The organism is Nonomuraea sp. PA05, assembly GCF_008086045.1.
Taxonomy (GTDB): Bacteria; Actinomycetota; Actinomycetes; order Streptosporangiales; family Streptosporangiaceae; genus Nonomuraea; species Nonomuraea monospora.
Genome location: NZ_VSEY01000022.1, coordinates 93,339 through 111,864, shown reverse-complemented (window position 1 = coordinate 111,864; position 18,526 = coordinate 93,339). Strand labels below are relative to the sequence as shown.

Annotated in this window: 19 protein-coding genes; 11 read left to right on the top strand and 8 right to left on the bottom strand. The window is 71.9% G+C overall.

Translation table 11 applies throughout. The features are described from left to right. The first annotated feature begins 49 nt into the window (after positions 1–49). On the top strand, positions 50–2,638 hold the full coding sequence (locus FXF51_RS31955) for a GNAT family N-acetyltransferase (protein ID WP_148438405.1): 2,589 nt from the start codon (positions 50–52) through the stop codon (positions 2,636–2,638). Positions 2,639–2,668: 30 nt separating this feature from the next. On the opposite strand, the gene FXF51_RS31950 is transcribed toward FXF51_RS31955, so the two are convergent. Further along, the gene (locus tag FXF51_RS31950; RefSeq protein ID WP_148438404.1) at positions 2,669–4,948 is read right to left on the bottom strand and encodes a heavy metal translocating P-type ATPase; all 2,280 of its coding nucleotides are present in this window, start codon (positions 4,946–4,948) and stop codon (positions 2,669–2,671) included. 306 nt (positions 4,949–5,254) lie between these two features. Here FXF51_RS31950 and FXF51_RS31945 point away from each other — a divergent pair, with 306 nt between their 5' ends. Further along, entirely contained in the window at positions 5,255–6,085 is an 831-nt protein-coding gene (locus FXF51_RS31945) for a CBS domain-containing protein (protein WP_148438403.1), read from the top strand. After that, positions 6,082–6,774: a CBS domain-containing protein gene (locus FXF51_RS31940; RefSeq protein ID WP_262379983.1), complete on the top strand. Its 693-nt coding sequence runs from the start codon at positions 6,082–6,084 to the stop codon at positions 6,772–6,774. Before FXF51_RS31945 ends, FXF51_RS31940 begins: the two co-directional genes overlap by 4 nt. 309 nt (positions 6,775–7,083) lie before the next feature. On the opposite strand, the gene FXF51_RS31935 is transcribed toward FXF51_RS31940, so the two are convergent. Both FXF51_RS31935 and FXF51_RS31930 read right to left on the bottom strand, forming a co-directional pair. Continuing rightward, positions 7,084–7,407, bottom strand: a complete 324-nt coding sequence (locus FXF51_RS31935) for an Hsp20/alpha crystallin family protein (protein ID WP_262379982.1) — start codon at positions 7,405–7,407, stop codon at positions 7,084–7,086. Positions 7,408–7,476: 69 nt separating this feature from the next. After that, positions 7,477–7,734 (bottom strand): PLDc N-terminal domain-containing protein, encoded by a 258-nt coding sequence (locus FXF51_RS31930; protein ID WP_148438401.1) that lies wholly within the window; start codon positions 7,732–7,734, stop codon positions 7,477–7,479. Between the two features lie 50 nt (positions 7,735–7,784). On the opposite strand from FXF51_RS31930, the gene FXF51_RS63520 reads away from it, so the two are divergent. Together FXF51_RS63520 and FXF51_RS31920 are read left to right on the top strand one after the other, a co-directional pair. Next, positions 7,785–9,170: a DUF4389 domain-containing protein gene (locus FXF51_RS63520; RefSeq protein WP_148438400.1), complete on the top strand. Its 1,386-nt coding sequence runs from the start codon at positions 7,785–7,787 to the stop codon at positions 9,168–9,170. An 8-nt stretch (positions 9,171–9,178) separates the two neighbouring features. Beyond that, positions 9,179–9,541: a hypothetical protein gene (locus FXF51_RS31920; protein WP_148438399.1), complete on the top strand. Its 363-nt coding sequence runs from the start codon at positions 9,179–9,181 to the stop codon at positions 9,539–9,541. Positions 9,542–9,696: 155 nt separating this feature from the next. Here FXF51_RS31920 and FXF51_RS31915 read toward each other — a convergent pair whose 3' ends face one another. Next, positions 9,697–10,143 carry a hypothetical protein gene (locus FXF51_RS31915; RefSeq protein ID WP_148438398.1) on the bottom strand — a complete coding sequence of 149 codons (447 nt, stop codon included), beginning with the start codon at positions 10,141–10,143 and terminating at the stop codon, positions 9,697–9,699. A 304-nt stretch (positions 10,144–10,447) separates the two neighbouring features. Continuing rightward, positions 10,448–10,927 (bottom strand): hypothetical protein, encoded by a 480-nt coding sequence (locus tag FXF51_RS31910; RefSeq protein WP_148438397.1) that lies wholly within the window; start codon positions 10,925–10,927, stop codon positions 10,448–10,450. 232 nt (positions 10,928–11,159) lie between these two features. Between FXF51_RS31910 and FXF51_RS31905 the strand changes: the two genes are divergently transcribed. The 6 genes from FXF51_RS31905 to FXF51_RS31880 are packed head-to-tail and all read left to right on the top strand — an operon-like array spanning position 11,160 to position 16,194. After that, positions 11,160–11,846, top strand: a complete 687-nt coding sequence (locus FXF51_RS31905) for a CBS domain-containing protein (RefSeq protein ID WP_187414675.1) — start codon at positions 11,160–11,162, stop codon at positions 11,844–11,846. A gap of 1 nt (position 11,847) precedes the next feature. Next, on the top strand, positions 11,848–12,918 hold the full coding sequence (locus tag FXF51_RS31900; protein WP_148438396.1) for a 4Fe-4S dicluster domain-containing protein: 1,071 nt from the start codon (positions 11,848–11,850) through the stop codon (positions 12,916–12,918). Next, positions 12,915–13,718, top strand: a complete 804-nt coding sequence (locus FXF51_RS31895) for an FAD/NAD(P)-binding protein (protein WP_148438395.1) — start codon at positions 12,915–12,917, stop codon at positions 13,716–13,718. The genes FXF51_RS31900 and FXF51_RS31895 overlap by 4 nt, the downstream gene beginning before the upstream one ends. After that, complete coding sequence (locus FXF51_RS31890) at positions 13,715–14,464, top strand: oxidoreductase (protein WP_148438394.1); 750 nt, start codon at positions 13,715–13,717, stop codon at positions 14,462–14,464. Before FXF51_RS31895 ends, FXF51_RS31890 begins: the two co-directional genes overlap by 4 nt. After that, positions 14,454–15,737, top strand: a complete 1,284-nt coding sequence (locus tag FXF51_RS31885) for a Ni/Fe hydrogenase subunit alpha (RefSeq protein WP_148438393.1) — start codon at positions 14,454–14,456, stop codon at positions 15,735–15,737. Before FXF51_RS31890 ends, FXF51_RS31885 begins: the two co-directional genes overlap by 11 nt. Continuing rightward, positions 15,730–16,194 carry a hydrogenase maturation protease gene (locus FXF51_RS31880; RefSeq protein WP_148438392.1) on the top strand — a complete coding sequence of 155 codons (465 nt, stop codon included), beginning with the start codon at positions 15,730–15,732 and terminating at the stop codon, positions 16,192–16,194. The genes FXF51_RS31885 and FXF51_RS31880 overlap by 8 nt, the downstream gene beginning before the upstream one ends. Here FXF51_RS31880 and hypE read toward each other — a convergent pair. The 3 genes from hypE to FXF51_RS31865 are packed head-to-tail and all read right to left on the bottom strand — an operon-like array spanning position 16,154 to position 18,505. Next, entirely contained in the window at positions 16,154–17,203 is a 1,050-nt protein-coding gene (gene hypE, locus FXF51_RS31875; protein ID WP_148438391.1) for a hydrogenase expression/formation protein HypE, read from the bottom strand. The two genes, FXF51_RS31880 and hypE, sit on opposite strands and share 41 nt — an antisense overlap. Further along, entirely contained in the window at positions 17,200–18,288 is a 1,089-nt protein-coding gene (gene hypD, locus FXF51_RS31870; protein ID WP_148438390.1) for a hydrogenase formation protein HypD, read from the bottom strand. The genes hypE and hypD overlap by 4 nt, the downstream gene beginning before the upstream one ends. Then, positions 18,272–18,505: a HypC/HybG/HupF family hydrogenase formation chaperone gene (locus FXF51_RS31865; RefSeq protein ID WP_148438389.1), complete on the bottom strand. Its 234-nt coding sequence runs from the start codon at positions 18,503–18,505 to the stop codon at positions 18,272–18,274. The genes hypD and FXF51_RS31865 overlap by 17 nt, the downstream gene beginning before the upstream one ends. Between the last annotated feature and the right edge of the window lie 21 nt (positions 18,506–18,526).

Genomic DNA, 18,526 nt, shown 5'->3' with positions numbered 1-18,526 from the left:
CGGACAGCCTCAGAGGTGGAGGAACACCTTCGAGGGACGGGAGATCACCATGGCCGAGGGATACGACGTCCTCCTGCGCGACGGCGGCATCGCCCACGTGCGCCCGCTGCGCCCCGGCGACCGCGCGGCCCTGCACCAACTGGTGGACCGCTCTTCGGAACGCTCGGCCTACCTGCGCTTCTTCACCGGCGGCCGGAACACCGCACACGCGTACATGGATCGCGTCACGAGCGGCAAATATCACGGCCACGCCCTGGTCGCCGCCATGCACGAGCGGCTGGTGGCGGTGGCCGAGTACATCCCCATGGACGGCGACCGCGCCGACCTGGCGATCCTCATCGACGACGCGGTGCACGGCCACGGGCTCGGCACGCTGCTGCTGGAGCACGTCGCGCTGGACGCGGCCGGGCACGGCGTGCGGGAGCTGGTGGCCGACGTGCTGGCCGAGAACCGGCCGATGATCCGGGTGCTGCACGACCTCGGTCTGGACGTGCGGCAGCGCTTCGAAGGCGGCACGCTGCACGTCACCATCACCGCCGAGCCGACGGCGGGCCTGCGGGCGGGCATCGAGGCCCGCGACCACGAGGCGGAGCGGGCGTCGCTGGCGCGGGTGCTCGCCCCGCGTTCGGTGGCGGTGATCGGCGCCTCGCGCGACGAGCACGCGGTCGGGCACAAGGTGCTGCGCAACCTGCTCGACGGCGGTTTCCCCGGGCCGATCCACCCCGTCAACCCGAACGCCGCCGAGATCGCCGGGCTGACCTGCTGTCCCAGAGTGCCGGTCGGCGTGGACCTGGCCGTGGTGGCGGTGCCCGCCGCACGCGTGCTGGAGGTCGCCCGGGACTGCGCGCAGGCCGGCGTGGCCGGACTGGTGGTGCTCACCTCCGGCTTCGCCGAGGCCGGGCAGCGTGGTGCGGAGTCGGAGCTGCTGAAGATCTGCCGCTCGGCCGGCATGCGCCTCGTCGGCCCCAACTGCCTGGGCGTGGTCAACACCGCCGCCCGGCTGAATGCCAGCTTCCTGCCGCACGCTCCCGTTCGAGGTCGCATCGCGCTGATGTCGCAGTCGGGCGCGGTCGGCGCGGCGCTGCTGGACCGCCTGGACGTCTCCACGTTCGTCTCCGTCGGCAACAAGGCCGACGTCAGCGGCAACGACCTGCTCGAATACTGGGAGGACGACGACGGCACCGACGTGATCGCGCTGTATCTGGAGTCGTTCGGCAATCCACGCAAGTTCGCCCGCATCGCCCGCCGGGTGACCGCGCGCAAGCCGGTGCTGCTGGTCAAGAGCGGCCGCGGCGGCGCCGGCGACCGGGCGGTGCGCTCGCACACCGCCGCCGCGGCCACCCCGGACGTCGCGGTGGACGCGCTGGTCCGCGCCGCCGGGGTGATCCGGCTCGACAGCGTCCACGACCTGATCGACACCGCCAAGCTGCTCGCGGCCCAGCCTCTTCCCCGAGGGCGGCGGGTCGCCATCGTGGGCAACTCGGGCGGGCCTCAGGCGATGGCGGCCGACGCCTGCGAGCACCATGGCCTGATCGTTCCGGAGCTGCCGCCCGGCCTGCCGGCCGCGCGGCCCGCCGCCGCGCTGGCCAACCCGGTCGATCTGACCGCCGACGCGAGCGCGGCGGAGATCGGCGCCGCGCTGAAGGCGCTCACCGCCTCGCCCGAGGTGGACGTGATCCTGGCCGTGTACACCCCGCCGTTCGGATCCGGCCTGGAGGAGACCCGTCAGGCCATCGCCGAGGCCGCGAGGGGAACAGACAAGACCGTGCTGGCCTGTGTCGTGGGCCACGACGGGCTGATCAATGGACGGATCCCCAGTTATGCCTTCCCCGAGCAGGCCGTCGAGGCACTCGCTCACGTCGTGGGCCATGCCGAATGGCTTCGGCGCCCCGCCCCGCCCCTTGTACGGCCGCCCGCGGACGACAGGACGGCAGGCGAGATCGTTCAGGCCGAGCTGGCGGCGCATCCCGGCGGGCAATGGCTCTCCCCCGCCACCACCGCTCGGCTCCTGAGCTGCTACGGCGTGCCGCTCGTTGAGTCCATCCAGGTGAACGATCCCGAGGCCGCGGCGCAGGCGGCCCGCAAGGTGCGTCTGCCCGTGGTGCTCAAAGCCGTCGGCCCGATCCACAAGAGCGACGTCGGCGGTGTCCGCCTCGGCCTGCGTACCGAGGAAGAAGTACGGCGGGCCTACCAGGACATGTCGGCGCGCATCGGCGCGGACATGACCGGCGCCATCGTCCAGCCTCTGCTGCCGGGCGGCGTCGAGATCATCGTCGGCGGGGTCAACTATCCGGCGTTCGGGCCACTGGTCATGGTCGGCATGGGCGGGGTGACGGCCGACCTATTGGCCGACCGGGCCTTCCGGGTGCCACCCGTCATCGACGCCGCCGCGATGATCGACGAGTTGCGCAGCGCCCCGCTCCTGCACGGCTACCGCGGCTCGCCGCTCGTCGACCTCGACGCGCTGGCCGGTCAGCTGGAACGCATCGGCAGGCTACTCGAAGACCTTCCCCAGGTGGCCGAGCTCGACCTCAACCCGGTCATCGTCACGCCCGGCGGCGCCACCACGGTGGACGCCCGCATCCGGGTCGCACCCTGCGTGCCGCCACCCTCACCGCTGCTGCGCCGCCTGCGCTGACGAAACGCCGCTCACCGTTCGGCCCGTTCCTCATTCGGTACGCGCGGCCAGCGAGAAGTAGGCCTCTTCCTCCTGCGCGAAGTGCAACGTCAGCACGGCGTGCAGGCCGTACAGGCAGGCGCGCAGATCGTCGAGCTGGTCGAGGGCGGGGCCGGCCGAGCCCGCCAGGTCGAGGTGGCGGCCCAGGCGGGTCGTGAGCCTGGTGATCTCCGCGTGTGCCCTGCTCATGGTCATCGTCGCCTCGGGGTCGCCGAGCACCCGGCTCAGCGCGGGGTAGAGGTGGCGCTCCTCGGCTTGTTCGTGCGGGAGGATCTCCTTGATGAGCACGTCGTGAACGTTGCGCAGCAGGGGCAGCGCCCGGGGCGGCGGTCCGTCGAGCGCGTCGGCGGCCTCGCGGAGCAGGTTCAGCGCGGGACGCAGCGTCACGTGTTCGCGTTCGAAGCGGTGCAGCAGCGCGTCGGTGGGTGCGTCCACCCGCGTCCGGGTACCTCTGGCCGGGCTCAGCGCCCGCAGCGCGTTGAGGATCACGGCCACGTCGATGGCCTCCTGCAGCAGTGCCCCGGCGGCGGGCGGCAGCAGGCCGAGCGCGGCCACGACCATGGCGGCAAGCGAAAGCCCGATGCCGGCACCCGCGCTCTGCACCGCGATGCGCCTGGTCCGGCGGGCCACGTCCATGGCGTCGGCCAGGCGGTCGAGCCGGTCGGTGGTCAGCACCACGTCCGCGGCCTGGGTGGAGGCGGCCGAGCCGCGCGCGCCCATGGCCACGCCGACCTGGGCCGCGGCCAGCGCGGGCGCGTCGTTGATGCCGTCGCCCACCATCACGGTGGTCTCTCGCTCCGCCTCCTCACGGACGCCCGCCACCTTCTGGGCGGGGGTGCGTTCGGCCAGCACATGATCCACGCCGAGCACCGCGGCCACGCTCTCGGCGACTTCGGCGCGGTCCCCGGTGAGCATGACGACGCGCCGGATGCCGGCGGTGCGAAGCCTGCGCAGGGTACGCGCGGCATCCGGCCGCACCTCGTCCCGCAGGAGGATGACGCCGGCGAGCGCGCCGTCCACGCTCACCCAGACCGTCATGGCGCTGTCGAGCGCGGCCCTGGCCCGCTGAGCGGCGGCCCATGCCGAGCCCGATCCGGCCGCGACCCGTCCGACCGCGATCGTGCGGCCACCGACGTCGCCCGTCGTGCCGGCACCCGGCTCCTCACGCACCCGGCCGGCGGGCAGCTGCTCGACGTCACGGTCCTGCGCTGCCCGGACGATGGCGGCGGCCAGCACATGAGACGACATCCGGTCCACGGCCGCCGCCAGGGCCAGCACCTCGTGCGGCGTGTGCCCGGCCGTGGCGACCACGTCCACCACGTCGGGGTGGCCTCTGGTGAGGGTTCCGGTCTTGTCCAGAACGAGGGTGCGAGCCCGGCCCAGCATCTCCAGGGCTCCGCCGCCCTTCACCACGACGCCGTGACGGGCCGTACGTGACAGCCCCGAGGCGATGGCGGCGGGTGCGGCCAGCAGCAGCGGGCAGGGCGTGGCCACCACCAGCACTGCCACGGCCCGCACGGGCTCGCCTGACAGGGCCCACGCGAGCCCGGCCAGAGCCAGGGTCGCGGGCAGGAACCAGCTCGCGAACCGATCGGCCAGCCGCACCACCGGCGCGCTGCCGGCCTCGGTCTCACGAGCCAGCCGCACCACCCCGGCGTACGTGCTCTCCTCAGCCGTCGCGGTGGCCCTCAGGTCGAAGACCGGCCCGGCGTTGACGACGCCGCTGCGTACGCCCTCCCCGACCGGGTACTCGACCGGCAGCGCCTCGCCTGTCAACGCCGACTCGTCCAGCACCGCCGCGCACCGGGCGACGGTGCCGTCCACCGGCACCATCTCGCCCGCGGGCACCAGCAGCAGGTCACCTGGCCGCACGTCGGAGACCTCCACCTCGCGTGGAGCGCCTCCGGCGTGGCGGTACGCCCAGCGCGGGGCACGTTCGTACAGGGCGGTCAGATCGCGGCGAGCCCGGCGCAGCGCGTACTCCTCCAGCATCCGCCCGCTCGCCAGCATCACCGCGATCAGCGCGCCCGCCAGGTACTCCCCGATGGCCAGTGTCCCGGCCAGGGCGAGCACCGCGATCGCGTCCACCCCGAGCCGGCCCGCGCGCAGCGCGGAGATCACCCACCAGGCGGCCGGCAGGATGGCCGCGGCTGTCCCCGCCGCCAGTACGGCATCGCTCATGGCGGCCTGACCGGCCCACCGCAGGATGCCGCCGCAGGCCAGGGTCGCGACTGTGAAGGCGAGAAAGACCGTCAGCCACGATCGCTTCATCCACCCAGCCTCCTCTTGCCGCCTCACCGCGGCCAGGGGCCTTCGCCCTTGCGAACACGGCGATCGGCCCCTGCTCAAGAGCCCGGGGGGCGGCGCGCCGCACGGTGCCTCGAGTCCGATGCAGTACAAAGGTCCCGCCGCACCATGAGGAGCTGAGCGAGATGCGCACCACTCGCACAGCCCTGCGCCCGCGACCGGCTCGGCCGCGCCAGGGCCGCCTGGACCTGCGGACGCCATCCGGTCGTGCTCTTCCCCATTGAGTTGAGGGACTTCCGGCCCTATGAGGCGCGGCGTTCGCGGAGTGCGATGAAGGTGACCGACAAGGAGGAACAAGCGATGCGCAGGACCGTCGAGGCGCTCATCGCCGGCGGCATCAGCGCCGTCCCGGTGCTGGACGACGACGACCATGTGATCGGCATGGTGTCGGAGGCCGAGGGCGACACCGCCGCCGAGCTCCGCGACGACATTCGCGACCGCGCCCTGTGGGTGAACACCGACGGCGTGCGGGTGAGCGTGGGAGGCGCGCTAGCCATGCTCGTGCGCGAGGTCATGAGCAGCCCGGCCATCACCGTCCGCCGCACCGATCCGGTGCGGCGGGCCATCCGGGTCCTGTACGGCCACGACATCACCGCCGCCCCCGTCGTCGACGACAACGACCGTCTCGTCGGCGTCGTCAGCGAGCTGGACCTGCTGCGCGGCGAGTTCGAGCCCGACCCCCGCGCCACCGTCCGCCCCGTGTCATCGGCGCATGAGCCGCCACCCCGGCGGGTGATGGAGGTCATGACCCGCGAGGCGATCACGGTGACGGCCTGCACCGATGTCACCACCGCCATCACCCTCATGGTCGGCAAACGCGTCAAGAGCCTGCCCGTGGTCAGCGGCGAGCGGATCGTCGGCATGGTCAGCCGCCGCGACCTGATGGCCATGCTGGCCCGTCCCGACGAGGAACTGCGCCGAGCCGTCATCAAGGTGCTGCGTGAGCAGTACCCCTTCGGCCCGAGCTGGGACGTCGCCGTCCGCGACGGCGTGGCCGAGCTGAGCGGGCCGCCGCACGAGCACGCCGACAAGATCGCCGACGTGCTCGCCCGCACCGTTCCCGGCATCGTCCGGGTCAAGCACCTCAGGAGGACACCGTGAGATCCACAGTCTCCAACGTCATGACCACCGAGGTGGCCGCCGTCAACCAGAAGGCGTCCTTCCACACGGTTGCCGAGTTGCTCATCGACAAAGGCGTCAGCGGCGTGCCGGTCCTGGACGACGACAACCGCGTCCTGGGCGTCGTCTCCGAGGCCGACCTGCTGGCCAAGGAGGAGTTCAAGGAACGCTACTACGGCGACGACTACCGGCCCCCGCTGTGCGCCCGCGTCCGCCACACCGCCGGCAGCGAAGGCAGCGGCTACCGCAAATCCCTCGGCGAGACCGCCGGCGAGCTGATGACCAGCCCCGCCCACGTCATCGACCCCGACGCCCCCGTCGTGACGGCCGCCCGGCTCATGGACCGGTACGGCGTCAAGCGCCTTCCCGTCGTCGACGCCGACGGCCGCCTGCTCGGCATCGTCAGCCGCCGCGACCTGATCAAGGTCTTCCTGCTGCCGGACAAGGACATCGAGCAGCGAGCCCGCGACGCCGTCCGCGCCGACACCTACGGACTGAACGTCACCGTCACCGACGGCGTGGTCACCCTGTCCGGGACCCTGCCCGAGCACAGCCAGGCCGTCACCGCTGTCCGCCTGGCCGAGAACATCGACGGCGTCGTCGCCGTGCACGACGAGCTCGGCTGGAAGCACGACGACATCGCCGACCTGCCCATGTGGGGCGGAGCATGACAGGGAGCCCGCCGTCCTCGACTCGCTGGACCCGCTGATCGCGGCGTTGCGCGAGCGCGGGCAAGTTCCCCACCTGGGTGGACCGGTTCGGCACCTACGGCTGCGTCGGCGGCGATCTCGTCCGCGCGCTCCACGCCGAACAGACGCTCGCGATGGGGGCCTGCAGCAGGCCTCAGTCGTCCCGTGCCTCCTCGGTCGAGTACGGCGGAGCCACGACAACGGTCATGATCGCCTCCAGGACTCGCAGATCACGGCAACCCTCCTGCCGGAGGCGCGGGCAGGCAGAGCCGCCCGCGCCCCGGCCAGGCGTCAGTGCTCGACGGTGATCCGCCGGCCCTCGGCCTTCTCCTCCTCGGCCAGCCCTACGCTGACCTCCAGGACGCCGCCCTTGTAGACGGCCTTGACGTCATCGGTCCTGGCCGTCGCGGGCAGTGTCACGGTGCGGGTGAGCGACCCGTAGGCGAACTCGGAACGGTGCGCTTCGGTCATCTTCCGGGTCTTCTCCGCACGGATGTGCAGCATGCCGCCGTGCACCACGATCTCGACGTCCTTGTCGGGGTCGATGCCGGGCAACTCGGCGCGCAGCACGTACCGGCCGTCGGCGGTGGGCTCGCATTCCCACACCTCCAGCACACACCTGACGGCGGCCCTATGGCAGAGGACAAAGCCCCTCCCGAACAGGGACCATCGCCCGGTCCGGCCTCACGGACGCCGACCCCACACGAGGTAGGCGATGGGCCCGACCGGCTGCACGAAGATCCCCAGCCACCACAGCCCCTTGCGCCCGCGCACCCCGGCTGCCGGGCGGAAGCAGAGATCCATCGCCGCGGCCGTGGTGAGCGCGACCTCCGCGGCGCCCAGAGCCACCAGCCAACGCCACCCGGTCCTCCCGACCACGAAGTCACGCACCGGAAAGCCGTTCGTCCTGCTGTCGAAGCGAGGCCCATCTCCGTACGACATGAGGACCTTCGCCCGCAGTCGGCGGCTCGGCGCGGTGATGCGCTGGGTCAATGAGTACCTATCCCGTACGGGTGGAGGCCCGGCTCGAGGAGCCGCTCAGCCGGGGCCTGTGGATCGTCAAGTGGTTCCTGGCGATCCCCCACTACATCGTGCTCGGCTTCCTGTGGATCGCCTTCGGCGTTCTCACCGTCATCGCGTTCTTCGCGATCCTGTTCACCGGCCGGTATCCGCGCGCCTTGTTCGACTTCAACCTCGGCGTGCTGCGCTGGACCTGGCGGGTGGCCTACTACACCTACGGCGCCCTGGGCACCGACCGCTACCCGCCGTTCACGCTCGGACCGGCCCCGGACTACCCGGCCACGCTGGACATCGACTATCCCGAACGCCTCTCCCGAGGGCTGGTGCTGATCAAGTGGTGGCTGCTGGCCATCCCGCACTACCTCATCGTGGGCCTGTTCACCAGCGGCAGCGTCATCTCCTGGCGCGGCGACCTGCCCGACGACAGCGGCGGCGTGCTCTACACGCTCGACTGGGGCGGCCTGATCGGGCTGCTGGTGCTCATCGCGGCCCTGTTCCTGCTGTTCACCGGCCGCTACCCGCAGGGGCTGTACGACCTGGTGATCGGCATGAACCGATGGTCGCTCAGAGTGGCCGCGTACGCCGCCCTGATGACCGACGCCTACCCGCCGTTCCGGCTGGAACAGGGCGGTCACGAGCTGCCGCGCATGGACGCGCGCCCGGCCCGCTCCCCGGTACGGCACGGCGCCGCCTCGGTCGTGGCCATCACCCTGGGCGCGCTGCTCGCCTTCGCCGGGATCGCCACCGCGGCCACCACCACGGGAACGGCCCTGCTGGACGGGACACGTGACAGCGCCGGGTTCATCAGCACCCCGGCCGGACGCGTGTCCACCCCTGCCTACGCCCTGACCACCGAGCAGATCTCCGTGGCCGGGCAGGGCGTGCGGTTCCTGCGCGAGAGCGTCGGCCGCGTCCGCATCGAGACCACCGGCACGCCGCTGTTCATCGGCATCGCCCGCCAGGCCGACGTCACCGCCTACCTCGGCGGCGTCGCCCACGAGCGCATCACCCACCTGGCCTACCCTCCCGGCGAGACCCGCTACGACCACCACCCCGGCACGGCCCCGGCCTCGGCTCCCGCCGCCGAGACCTTCTGGGCGACCAGCGGATCGGGATCGCTGACGTGGGACATCCAGCCGGGTGACTGGGCCGCCGTCATCATGAACGCCGACGGCTCACCCGGTGTGACGACCGACATCACCGTGGCCGCCACGCTGCCCTGGCTGTACCGGCTGACCTGGGGGCTGTTGATCGCCACGGTGATCCTGCTGTCCGCCGGGACCGGGCTCGTCCTGGCCGGGATCCGCCTGGCCGCCGCTCCCGCCCCCGGACCGGCGCGACGTGCGCCCACACCTTGAACTCTGGCGTGAACCTGGACGTGATCACCATGTCACCGCAACGTCTTCACCAGATCGGGTCCGCGGTCGCCTGGGTCGGCATGTGGGCCGGCGTCGGGCTCCTCCTGCGCAGCCAACCGGATGTGTTCGGCTCGATGATCCCGTTGCTCGCGGCGGGCAGCGTCATCGGGCTCGCGCTGCCGGGCCACGATGATGTGCGGCTGTACCTGACCGGGTCGCTGGTCGTCTGGGCCGGGCTGCTCTCCGGCGCGGCACTGGTCCTGGGCGGAACGTCGTTTCTCGGGCCGATACTGACCCTGCTGGCGGTGGGCGCCGGTTACTTCCTGATCGTCGTACCCACCTACCTGACCATGTGGCCGCCGGGCCGGTGACGGCGTGGGCGCGGGGCAGGTGGTGACGGGCAGGTGCGGCCGCGCTCGGCCCCCTCGTCACCGGGCGGTCCCGCGCAGGGCCCGCCAGATGGGATAGCCGAGCACGGTCAGGACGGTGAGGAGGGGCGCGGGGTGGCCGAACACGAACGTGGCCGTCAGGTAGTCGATGACGGTTTGGCGACCGACAGCCAGGCCTGGAACGCCAGTGCGGACGCCATCAGGCCGGTGGCGACGGTGACGCCGGTGGCGGACCTCTGGCTTCCCGCGGCGAGCCCGTCCAGTTGTGTGCCGAGGATGAAAATCCCGGCGTACAGCTGGCACAGCGTCATGACGAACTTCAGCAGAACCCACCAGTGACGCGTGTACCCCCAGCGGGTCATGCCCGCGAGCATGAGGCCGGAGAAGGCCGCAGCGTTGGCGAAGTGCAGGAGGATGTCGTCGTCGAGCAGGTCGGCCATGCGGTACGCGTGGGCGTCTCCTGTACGTGTGGCGTGCGACAGCAGCACTACCAGCGCGAGCGCGAACGCCATCCATCCCACGGAGGAGATGACGTGCAGGCCGACGAGGAGATGACGCCATGGGGCGGTAGCGGAGCGGGCCATCGCCACCTCCTATGCGTAGGCTGTCTATATATACAGCCTACAGCGTCCAGCCGGACCGGCGGGGGCTCCGATCACGCAGCGAAGCTCCGCGAGGTCACGGGGCCCGGAAGAGGTCAGTCCGCCCAGGCTCTGGTTCTGGCCAAGGATCTTTCTCCTGAGGTGAGGGATTACCTGTCACCCCATGGGCGTGACGAAGGGCCGACAGGCGATGGCCGCGCTGACACCAGAAGGTCCTGTCTCATCTCCAAATACTCGGTGCTTCGCCCACGGTTGATCGACGCCGTCACGAACCGAGTTCTCAGGTTCAGGTCTCGGAGAACGCGTGCACCCCGCGGAGCATCCGCACCGCCGTCTCCACATCGCGATGCGCCTCCAGCGCCCGGGCGGCCGCCGTGGCGAACCTGACCAGCAGTTCCTCGTCGTGCTCGTCGAAGGCCCTGCCCGCCACCCAGATGACGGCCTGGCTCCGCGTCGTCACGGGCATCGGCGCGCTGAGCACGCACCACTCACCGATCCACCTGCGTACGGGCTCCTGGGCCGCGGAGGCGGGAAGGATATCGCCGGCCGCCAGCCGGGCGAGCACCTGCGGCTGATCGCCCTCCGCGGCCCGCACATGCACCGGGCGCGCCACGCCCTGCACCGCGTCGATCTCCATCACCCCGGCGTGCTCGACAGCGCAGATGTCGGCCGCCACCTGCACGATCTCTTCCAGCAACTTGTCGGCGTCGTTCCGGGACAACTCCGTGATCAGCTTGCGCAACCGTCTGATCGTTCGATCCGCCATCGCCCTCACCGCCTCGCCCCCAGCATGGGATCCCTCAGGCACCGGGTTTAGAGTCGTTCGTCCTCATCGCGGCGACAGAGGGCGCGACAGGAATGGCGCCATGGCGAACACGGAGAACCCGGCGGCCGCCGCCCCGCCGGTGCTGACCAACGACGGACCTGTTCGGGACCTTCGCCTCTGAGTGGCGCCGCTCGAACGAGGTGTGGTGAAGGTAACCGATGAGGAGGCTGTCATGCGCATGACCGTCGCGGACGTGATGACGGAGAAGGTCGTCACCGTATCCGCCGCCACCCCGTTCAAGGAGATCGCCGAGACGCTCATCGCCGGCGGCATCAGCGCCGTGCCGGTCACCGACGACGACAATCACGTCCTCGGCATGGTGTCCGAGGCCGACCTGCTGCGCAAGGAGGAGTTCCGCGAGCAGTTCTACCGCGAGGGCTACCGGCCGCCGCTGCGCGCCCGCATGCGCCACCCCGACAGCAGACGGAAGGCCGGTGGCGACATCGCCGCCGAGCTGATGACCCGCCCCGCCGTCAGCATCTCCGCCAAGGCCTCCGCGATCGAGGCCGCCCGCCTCATGGACGAGCGCGACGTCAAACGGCTCGCGGTCGTCGACTACAACGGCCGCCTGGTGGGCATCGTCAGCCGCCGCGACCTGGTCAAGCTGTTCCTGCGCTCCGACGAGGAGATCGCCGCCGACGTGCGCGACGACATCCTCGACCGCACCCTGTGGATGAGCACCGGCGACGTCCAGGTGAACGTCCGGCAAGGCGTCGTGACGCTGTCCGGGTGGATCGAGCGCCGCTCCGAGGCGGCCATCGCCGTGCGCATGACGCATCGCGTCAACGGCGTGGTGGACGTCGTGGACCAGCTCAACTGGAGGCAGGACGACCACGTGCCCACGCCGCGCGGAGCGTGACATGAAGCCCGCCGTTCTCGACTCGCTGGACCCGCTGATCGCGGCGTTGCGCGAGCGTGGGTACGCCGTCGTGGGCCCGACCGTCCACGACGGCGTGATCCGTTTCGCCGAACTGGGGACCGCCGCCGACCTGCCCGAGGGATGGAGCGACGAGCAGGCGCCGGGCGTGTACCGCCTGCATGAGCGCGGCAAGCTCGTGTTCGGGTTCGCTGCGAGCCCCGATGCGGTCAAGCGCTACACGCATCCGCCCCGCTCGGTTCTGTTCCGGATGCGGGACGGCGTGCCCGAGCAGGCTCCAGCGGAGGCCCCGAAGGTGGCGCTGCTGGGCGTGCGGGCCTGCGATCTGGCCGCGCTGGCCGTGCAGGACCGGGTGTTCCTGGGCGGCCGGTATCCGGACGAGGCCTACCGCGAACGCCGGAAGGCGCTGTTCCTGATCGCCGTCAACTGCGCGGTGCCGGGCGGGACCTGCTTCTGTGCCTCCATGGGCACCGGCCCGCGCGCCACCTCCGGCTTCGATCTCGCCCTCACCGAGCTGACCGGCCCGCACCGGTTCCTGGCGGAGCCGGGCAGCGAACGCGGCGAGGAACTGATGGCCGCGCTGCCGTCGCACCCCGCCGACGACGCCGACCGGGCAGCCGCCCGCGAGGTCAGTATGAACGCCGCCGACCGGATGGGCCGCCGCGTCGATCTCGACGGCGTCAAGGAGCGGCTGGTCGAACGGCGCGAGTCACCCGTCTGGGAAGAGATCGCCTCCCGCTGCCTGACCTGCGCCAACTGCACCATGGTGTGCCCCACCTGCTTCTGCGTCACCGTCGAGGACGGCACCGACCTGGCCGACGGCACCGCCGAACGCTCCGAACGCTGGGACTCCTGCTTCACCCTGGACTTCTCCGAGCTGGGCGGTGCCCCCGTGCGCTCGTCCGGGGCCGCCCGCTACCGGCAGTGGCTCACCCACAAGTTCTCCACCTGGGTGGACCAGTTCGGCACCTACGGCTGCGTCGGCTGCGGCCGGTGCGTCACCTGGTGCCCGGCCGGCATCGACATCACCGAAGAGCTGGAGCGCCTGCGATGATCCCGTCCCCGTACCGCGTGCGCTCGCGCCGCCCGGATCGGGCGGACACGGTCACCCTCACGTTGGAGCCGGTGCAGGGCGCGTGCCCGCCGTTCCTTCCCGGCCAGTTCACCATGCTGTACGCCCCCGGCGTCGGCGAGATCCCCATCTCCATCAGCGGCCATGCCCGCTCCGGCGGCTACGTGCAGACCGTCCGGGCGGTCGGTGCGGTGAGCCGGGCGTTGTGCCGGGCCAGGCGCGGTGACGTCATCGGGGTACGCGGCCCGTTCGGCACCCACTGGGATCTTGCCCGGGCACACGGCATGGACGTGGTCGTGGCCGCCGGCGGGCTGGGCCTGGCGCCGTTGCGGCCGGTGATCCGCGAGCTGGCCGCGCACGGCTCCCGGTACGGCCGGATCAGCCTGATCGCCGGCACCCGGACGCCCGCCACGTTGATCTACCCGCGTGAGCTGGCCCGCTGGGGACGCGACTTCGACGTCCAGGTGACCGTGGACCATCCCGACCGGGCGTGGAAGGGCCCGACCGGGCTGATCACCAAGCTCGTCGGCCGGATCGTGTTCGAGCCGGCCCGCACCTACGCGTTCGTCTGCGGCCCCGAGGTCATGATGCGCGCCACCGCGCAGGAGCTGCTGCGGCGCGGCGTGCCCGCCGGGCGCATCGTGCTGTCGCTGGAGCGCAACATGAAGTGCGGCATCGGCCGGTGCGGCCACTGCCAGCTCGGCCCCTTGTTCACCTGTCTCGACGGGCCCGTGCTCACCTACGACCGGGTGGCCGATCTGCTGGAGGTGAAACAGCTGTGAACAGACTCGCCGTGTGGAAGTTCGCCTCCTGTGACGGCTGCCAGCTCACCCTGCTCGACTGCGAGGACGAGCTGCTGTCCGTCGCCGCGAACGTCGACATCGCCTACTTCCTCGAAGCCTCCAGCGCCCGGGGCGGAGGCTCGTACGATCTGTCACTCGTGGAGGGGTCGATCACGACTCCCGGCGATCTGGAGCGGATCAAGCATGTCCGCCGGGTGTCGAAGCACCTGGTGACCATCGGGGCGTGCGCCACCTCCGGCGGCGTCCAAGCTCTGCGCAATCTGGCCGACGTGCGCGAGTTCGCCTCCGTCGTCTACGCCCGTCCCGGCTACATCCAGACTCTGGAGCACTCGACCCCGATCTCCGCGCACGTGCCCGTCGATTTCGAGCTGCGCGGCTGCCCCATCGACAAACGCCAGCTCCTGGAGGTCATCGGCGCGTTCCTGGCCGGGCGGCGGCCCGTGGTGCCCGCGCACAGCGTCTGCGTCGAGTGCAAGGCCCGCGGCAACCCGTGCGTGCTGGTCGCGCACGGCACCCCGTGCCTCGGCCCGGTCACCCAGGCCGGCTGCGGCGCGCTCTGCCCGGCCTTCAACCGCGGCTGCTTCGGCTGCTTCGGCCCCATGGAGAGCCCGAACGCGGCCGCGCTCAACGCACGCCTGCGCGCCGCCGGCATGAACGACGACGAGCTGCGCCGCGTCTACCGCACCTTCAACGTCACCTCCTTCGGAGGCAGCAGTGACGCATAAGACCATCCGCGTGGGCGGCCTGACCCGAGTGGAGGGCGAGGGCGCGCTGCTCGTCCATGCCCGCGACGGCCGCATCACCGACCTGCAACTCAAGATCTACGAGCCGCCCCGGTTCTTCGAGGCGCTGCTGCGCGGCCGCGACCACACCGAGCCGCCCGACATCACCGCCCGCATCTGCGGCATCTGCCCGGTCGCCTACCAGATGAGCGCCTGCCAAGCCCTGGAGTCCGCCTGCGGCGTCACCGTCGAAGGCCCGCTGCGCGACCTGCGCCTGCTGCTCTACTACGGCGAGTGGATCGAGTCGCACGCCCTGCACATCTACCTGCTGCACGCCCCCGACTTCCTCGGCTACCCCAGCGGCGTGGCCATGGCCGCCGACCACCGCCCGGCGGTCGAGCGCGGACTGGCGTTGAAGAAGGCGGGCAACGAGCTGGTCGCGGCCGTCGGCGGGCGCGCCATCCACCCGATCAACGTGCGGCTGGGCGGCTTCTACCGGGCGCCCGCCGACCTCACGCCGCTCGCCGGGCGCCTCCAGCAGGCCCTGCGCGCGGCGCTCGACACCGTCGAGTGGGTCAGCGGCTTCGACTTCCCCGACGTGGAGCACGACTACCGGTTCCTGGCGCTGCGCCATCCCGCGGAGTACGCGATCCTGTCCGGCGACGTCGCTGTCAGCGACGGCACCGCCTTCCCGGTCCGCGACTGGCCGCGTCACGTGGTGGAGGAGCAGGTGCGGCACTCCACCGCGTTGCACGCCCGCCTCGACGGCAGCCCCGGCTACCTCACCGGCCCGCTGGCCCGTTACGCCCTCAACGCCTCGCTGCTGTCACCCCTGGCCCTGCGCGCCGCCGCCGACGCCGGACTCGGACGAGCGTGCCGCAACCCGTTCCGCAGCATCATCGTGCGCGCCGTGGAGATCGTGCACGCGTGCGAGGAAGCACTGCGCCTGATCGACCGGTACGTCCCCCCGGACCAGCCCGCGCTGCCCGTCACCCCGCGGCCGGGCACCGGGCACGGCGCCTCCGAGGCCCCCCGCGGCACCCTCTACCACCGCTACCGCATCGACGAACAGGGCCTGATCGCCGCGGCCGACATCGTCCCCCCGACCGCACAGAACCAGGCCCGCATCGAGAACGACCTGCGCGCCCTCCTCGAACCCCGCCTCGACCTGCCCGTCCCTGAGCTCACCGAGCTGTGCGAGCGGGCCATCCGCAACCACGACCCGTGCATCTCCTGCTCGGCCCACTTCCTCGACCTGTCGCTCAGCCATGACTAGGACGGTCGTCATCGGGCTCGGCAACGACCATCGTGGCGACGACGGCGCCGGGCTCGTGGCCGCCCGCCTGCTGCGCGAGCTGGGCATACCTGCGGTCGAGAACGGCGGCGATCCGGCGGAGCTCATCGAAGCGTGGACGGACGCGGACGTGGCCGTCGTGATCGACGCCGCGTGCTCAGGCGAGCCGCCGGGTGTCGTGCGCCGCTTCCACGGCGTTCCATCGCTGCCGCACGGTGGGGCGAGCAGCCATGTCCTGTCCCTGGGCGATGCCGTGGAACTGGCGCGCGTTCTTGGCCGGATGCCTGGTGAGCTGGTCGTCTACACCGTGGAGGGCGCCGCGTTCGGTTACGGCGCCGGGCTGTCGGCGCCGGTGTCGGCGGCGGTGGCGGCCCTGGCACGCACCATCGCGCGCGGCCTCAGCAGATCCGCGGGAGCTGCTCCCCCACCAGCATGTTGATGACTCGGTGCGAGCCCACCAGCGTGCGCATGGTGACCCGCCCGAGATGGCCGGCGGTCACGGTGCCGATGCGGGTGGCCACCGCCCCCTCCGGCCGGGCGCGCATGGCGGCGAGCACCGCCTCGGCCCTGACCGGGTCCACGAACGCGACCAGGCAGCCCTCGTTGGCCACGTGCATCGGGTCCAGGCCCAGCAGGTCGCAGGCTGCGGCGACCTGCGCGGGGACGGGGATGGCCGGTTCGTCCAGCTCCACGCTCACGCCGGAGGCGGCGGCCAGCTCGTTCAGCGCGCTGGCCAGCCCGCCTCTGGTCGGATCGCGCAACGTGTGCACCCCGCAGGCGCCCGCCGTGAGCATCGCGGCGGTCAGGCGGTGCAGCGGCCTGCTGTCAGAGGCGAGTGTGCTCTCGAATCCGAGCCCTTCCCTGGTGCTCAGGATGGTGATCCCGTGCAGCCCGATCGGTCCGGACAGCAGCACGGCGTCGCCGGGGCGGCCGTTCGCGGCGGCGACGTGCGCGCCGGGCAGCCGCACGCCGATCCCGGTGGTGGTGACGAACAGGCCGTCCGCCGCGCCCTTGCCGACGACCTTGGTGTCGCCGGTCACGACGCGGACGTCGCAGGCGCGGGCGGCCTCGGCGACGGAGGTGGTGACGCGGCGCAGCTCGTCCAGCGGCAGCCCTTCCTCCACGATGTAGGCCAGGCTCAGCGCGACCGGTACGGCGCCCATCATGGCCAGGTCGTTGACCGTGCCGTGCACGGCCAGCGACCCGATGTCGCCGCCGGGGAAGAAGCGGGGCGTGACCACGAACCCGTCGGTGGACACCACGATCTCCGGCGCGCCGGTGGCGACGATCGCGGCGTCCTCCAGCGTGCCGGCGCCGAGGCGGGGGGTGAGGTCGGCGAGCAGTTCGGCCATGAGCTGCCCGCCGGAGCCGTGCCCGAGCAGCACCCGGTCCGTCTCGGCCAGCGGGGCGGGGCAGGTGGCGGCGATGGGGTCGAAGCGGGTGGTCATGGCGTCTCCTGTCGGATGCGGCCGGCGTTGTGGAAGGCGGCGCAGGTGCCCTCGGCGGACACCATCGGCGCGCCCAGCGGTCTGCGCGGCGTGCAGAGCGTGCCGTAGGCGGCGCAGTCGAGCGGGGTGCGCGTGCCGCGCAGGATCTCCCCCGCGATGCACTCGGGGTGCTCGCTCGCGCTGAGGTCGCCGACGCCGAACCGCAGCGTCGCGTCATGACGGGCGAACTCCGGCGCCAGCACCAGCCCGCTGGCCGGGATCTCGCCGATCCCCCGCCACGTCTGGTCGCTGACCCGGAAGACCCGCCGCACCGCGTCCTGGGCGTAGGTGTTTCCGGTACGGCGGACGGCCCGCGCGTACTGGTTCTCCACCTCGAAACGCCCCTCCTCCAGCTGGCGGACCGCCATGAGGATGCCTTCGAGCAGGTCGAGCGGCTCGAACCCGGTGACCACGATCGGCACCCGATACTTGGCGGCCAGCGGCTCGTACTCGGTCCAGCCCATCACCGCGCACACGTGCCCGGCCGCAAGGAACGCGTCCACCGAGGCGGACTCCATGATCGCGGCCATCGCGGGAGGCACCAGGACGTGGCTGACCAGGACGCTGAAGTTGCCGAGGTGTTCCGCGTCCGCGCGGAGCACGGCCATCGCGTTGGCCGGCGCCGTGGTCTCGAAGCCGACCGCGAAGAACACCACCTGCCGGTCCGGGTTCGCCGCCGCAAGCTTCACGGCGTCGAGGGGCGAGTACACCACGCGCACGTCCGCACCGCGCGCCTTGGCCGACAGCAGGTCCGCGCCGGAGCCGGGCACGCGCAACATGTCGCCGAACGAGGTGAAGACGACCTCGGGGCGAGCGGCGATGGCCAGCGCCCGGTCGATGGTGGCCAGCGGCGTCACGCACACCGGGCAGCCGGGCCCGTGCACCATGCGCACCGGGAGCAGCTCGTCGATGCCCTGCCGGACGATGGTGTGCGTCTGCCCGCCGCACACCTCCATGATCGACCAGGGCCGGGTGGCGGCGGCCTGGATCTCCCGTACGAGGCGGCGGGCGAGGACGGGGTCGCGGTACTCATCGAGGTATCTCATCCAGCCCTCCCGGGATGGCGCGCAGCACGGCGAGCGTGCGCAGCGCCTCGTCCTCGTCCAGCACGGAGATGGCGAAGCCGACGTGCACGATCACGTAGTCACCCGCGCCGGCCTCCGGCGTGTACGACAGGCACACCTCGCGGCGCAGCCCGTCGAAGTCCACAGTCCCCGACTCGCCGTCGCGAGCCACGATCCTTCCCGGTATGCCCAGGCACATCACGACCTCGCCTCCTCCACC

What these genes read in the sequence shown, in the direction of transcription:
- FXF51_RS31955 (WP_148438405.1), top strand. Translation starts at nt 50, where the DNA reads ATGGCCGAGGGATACGACGTCCTCCTGCGCGACGGCGGCATCGCCCAC.
- FXF51_RS31950 (WP_148438404.1), bottom strand. Translation starts at nt 4,948, where the DNA reads ATGAAGCGATCGTGGCTGACGGTCTTTCTCGCCTTCACAGTCGCGACC.
- FXF51_RS31945 (WP_148438403.1), top strand. Translation starts at nt 5,255, where the DNA reads ATGAAGGTGACCGACAAGGAGGAACAAGCGATGCGCAGGACCGTCGAG.
- FXF51_RS31930 (WP_148438401.1), bottom strand. Translation starts at nt 7,734, where the DNA reads ATGTCGTACGGAGATGGGCCTCGCTTCGACAGCAGGACGAACGGCTTT.
- FXF51_RS63520 (WP_148438400.1), top strand. Translation starts at nt 7,785, where the DNA reads ATGAGTACCTATCCCGTACGGGTGGAGGCCCGGCTCGAGGAGCCGCTC.
- FXF51_RS31915 (WP_148438398.1), bottom strand. Translation starts at nt 10,143, where the DNA reads ATGGCCCGCTCCGCTACCGCCCCATGGCGTCATCTCCTCGTCGGCCTG.
- FXF51_RS31910 (WP_148438397.1), bottom strand. Translation starts at nt 10,927, where the DNA reads ATGGCGGATCGAACGATCAGACGGTTGCGCAAGCTGATCACGGAGTTG.
- FXF51_RS31905 (WP_187414675.1), top strand. Translation starts at nt 11,160, where the DNA reads ATGCGCATGACCGTCGCGGACGTGATGACGGAGAAGGTCGTCACCGTA.
- FXF51_RS31900 (WP_148438396.1), top strand. Translation starts at nt 11,848, where the DNA reads ATGAAGCCCGCCGTTCTCGACTCGCTGGACCCGCTGATCGCGGCGTTG.
- FXF51_RS31895 (WP_148438395.1), top strand. Translation starts at nt 12,915, where the DNA reads ATGATCCCGTCCCCGTACCGCGTGCGCTCGCGCCGCCCGGATCGGGCG.
- FXF51_RS31880 (WP_148438392.1), top strand. Translation starts at nt 15,730, where the DNA reads ATGACTAGGACGGTCGTCATCGGGCTCGGCAACGACCATCGTGGCGAC.
- hypE (WP_148438391.1), bottom strand. Translation starts at nt 17,203, where the DNA reads ATGACCACCCGCTTCGACCCCATCGCCGCCACCTGCCCCGCCCCGCTG.
- hypD (WP_148438390.1), bottom strand. Translation starts at nt 18,288, where the DNA reads ATGAGATACCTCGATGAGTACCGCGACCCCGTCCTCGCCCGCCGCCTC.
- FXF51_RS31865 (WP_148438389.1), bottom strand. Translation starts at nt 18,505, where the DNA reads ATGTGCCTGGGCATACCGGGAAGGATCGTGGCTCGCGACGGCGAGTCG.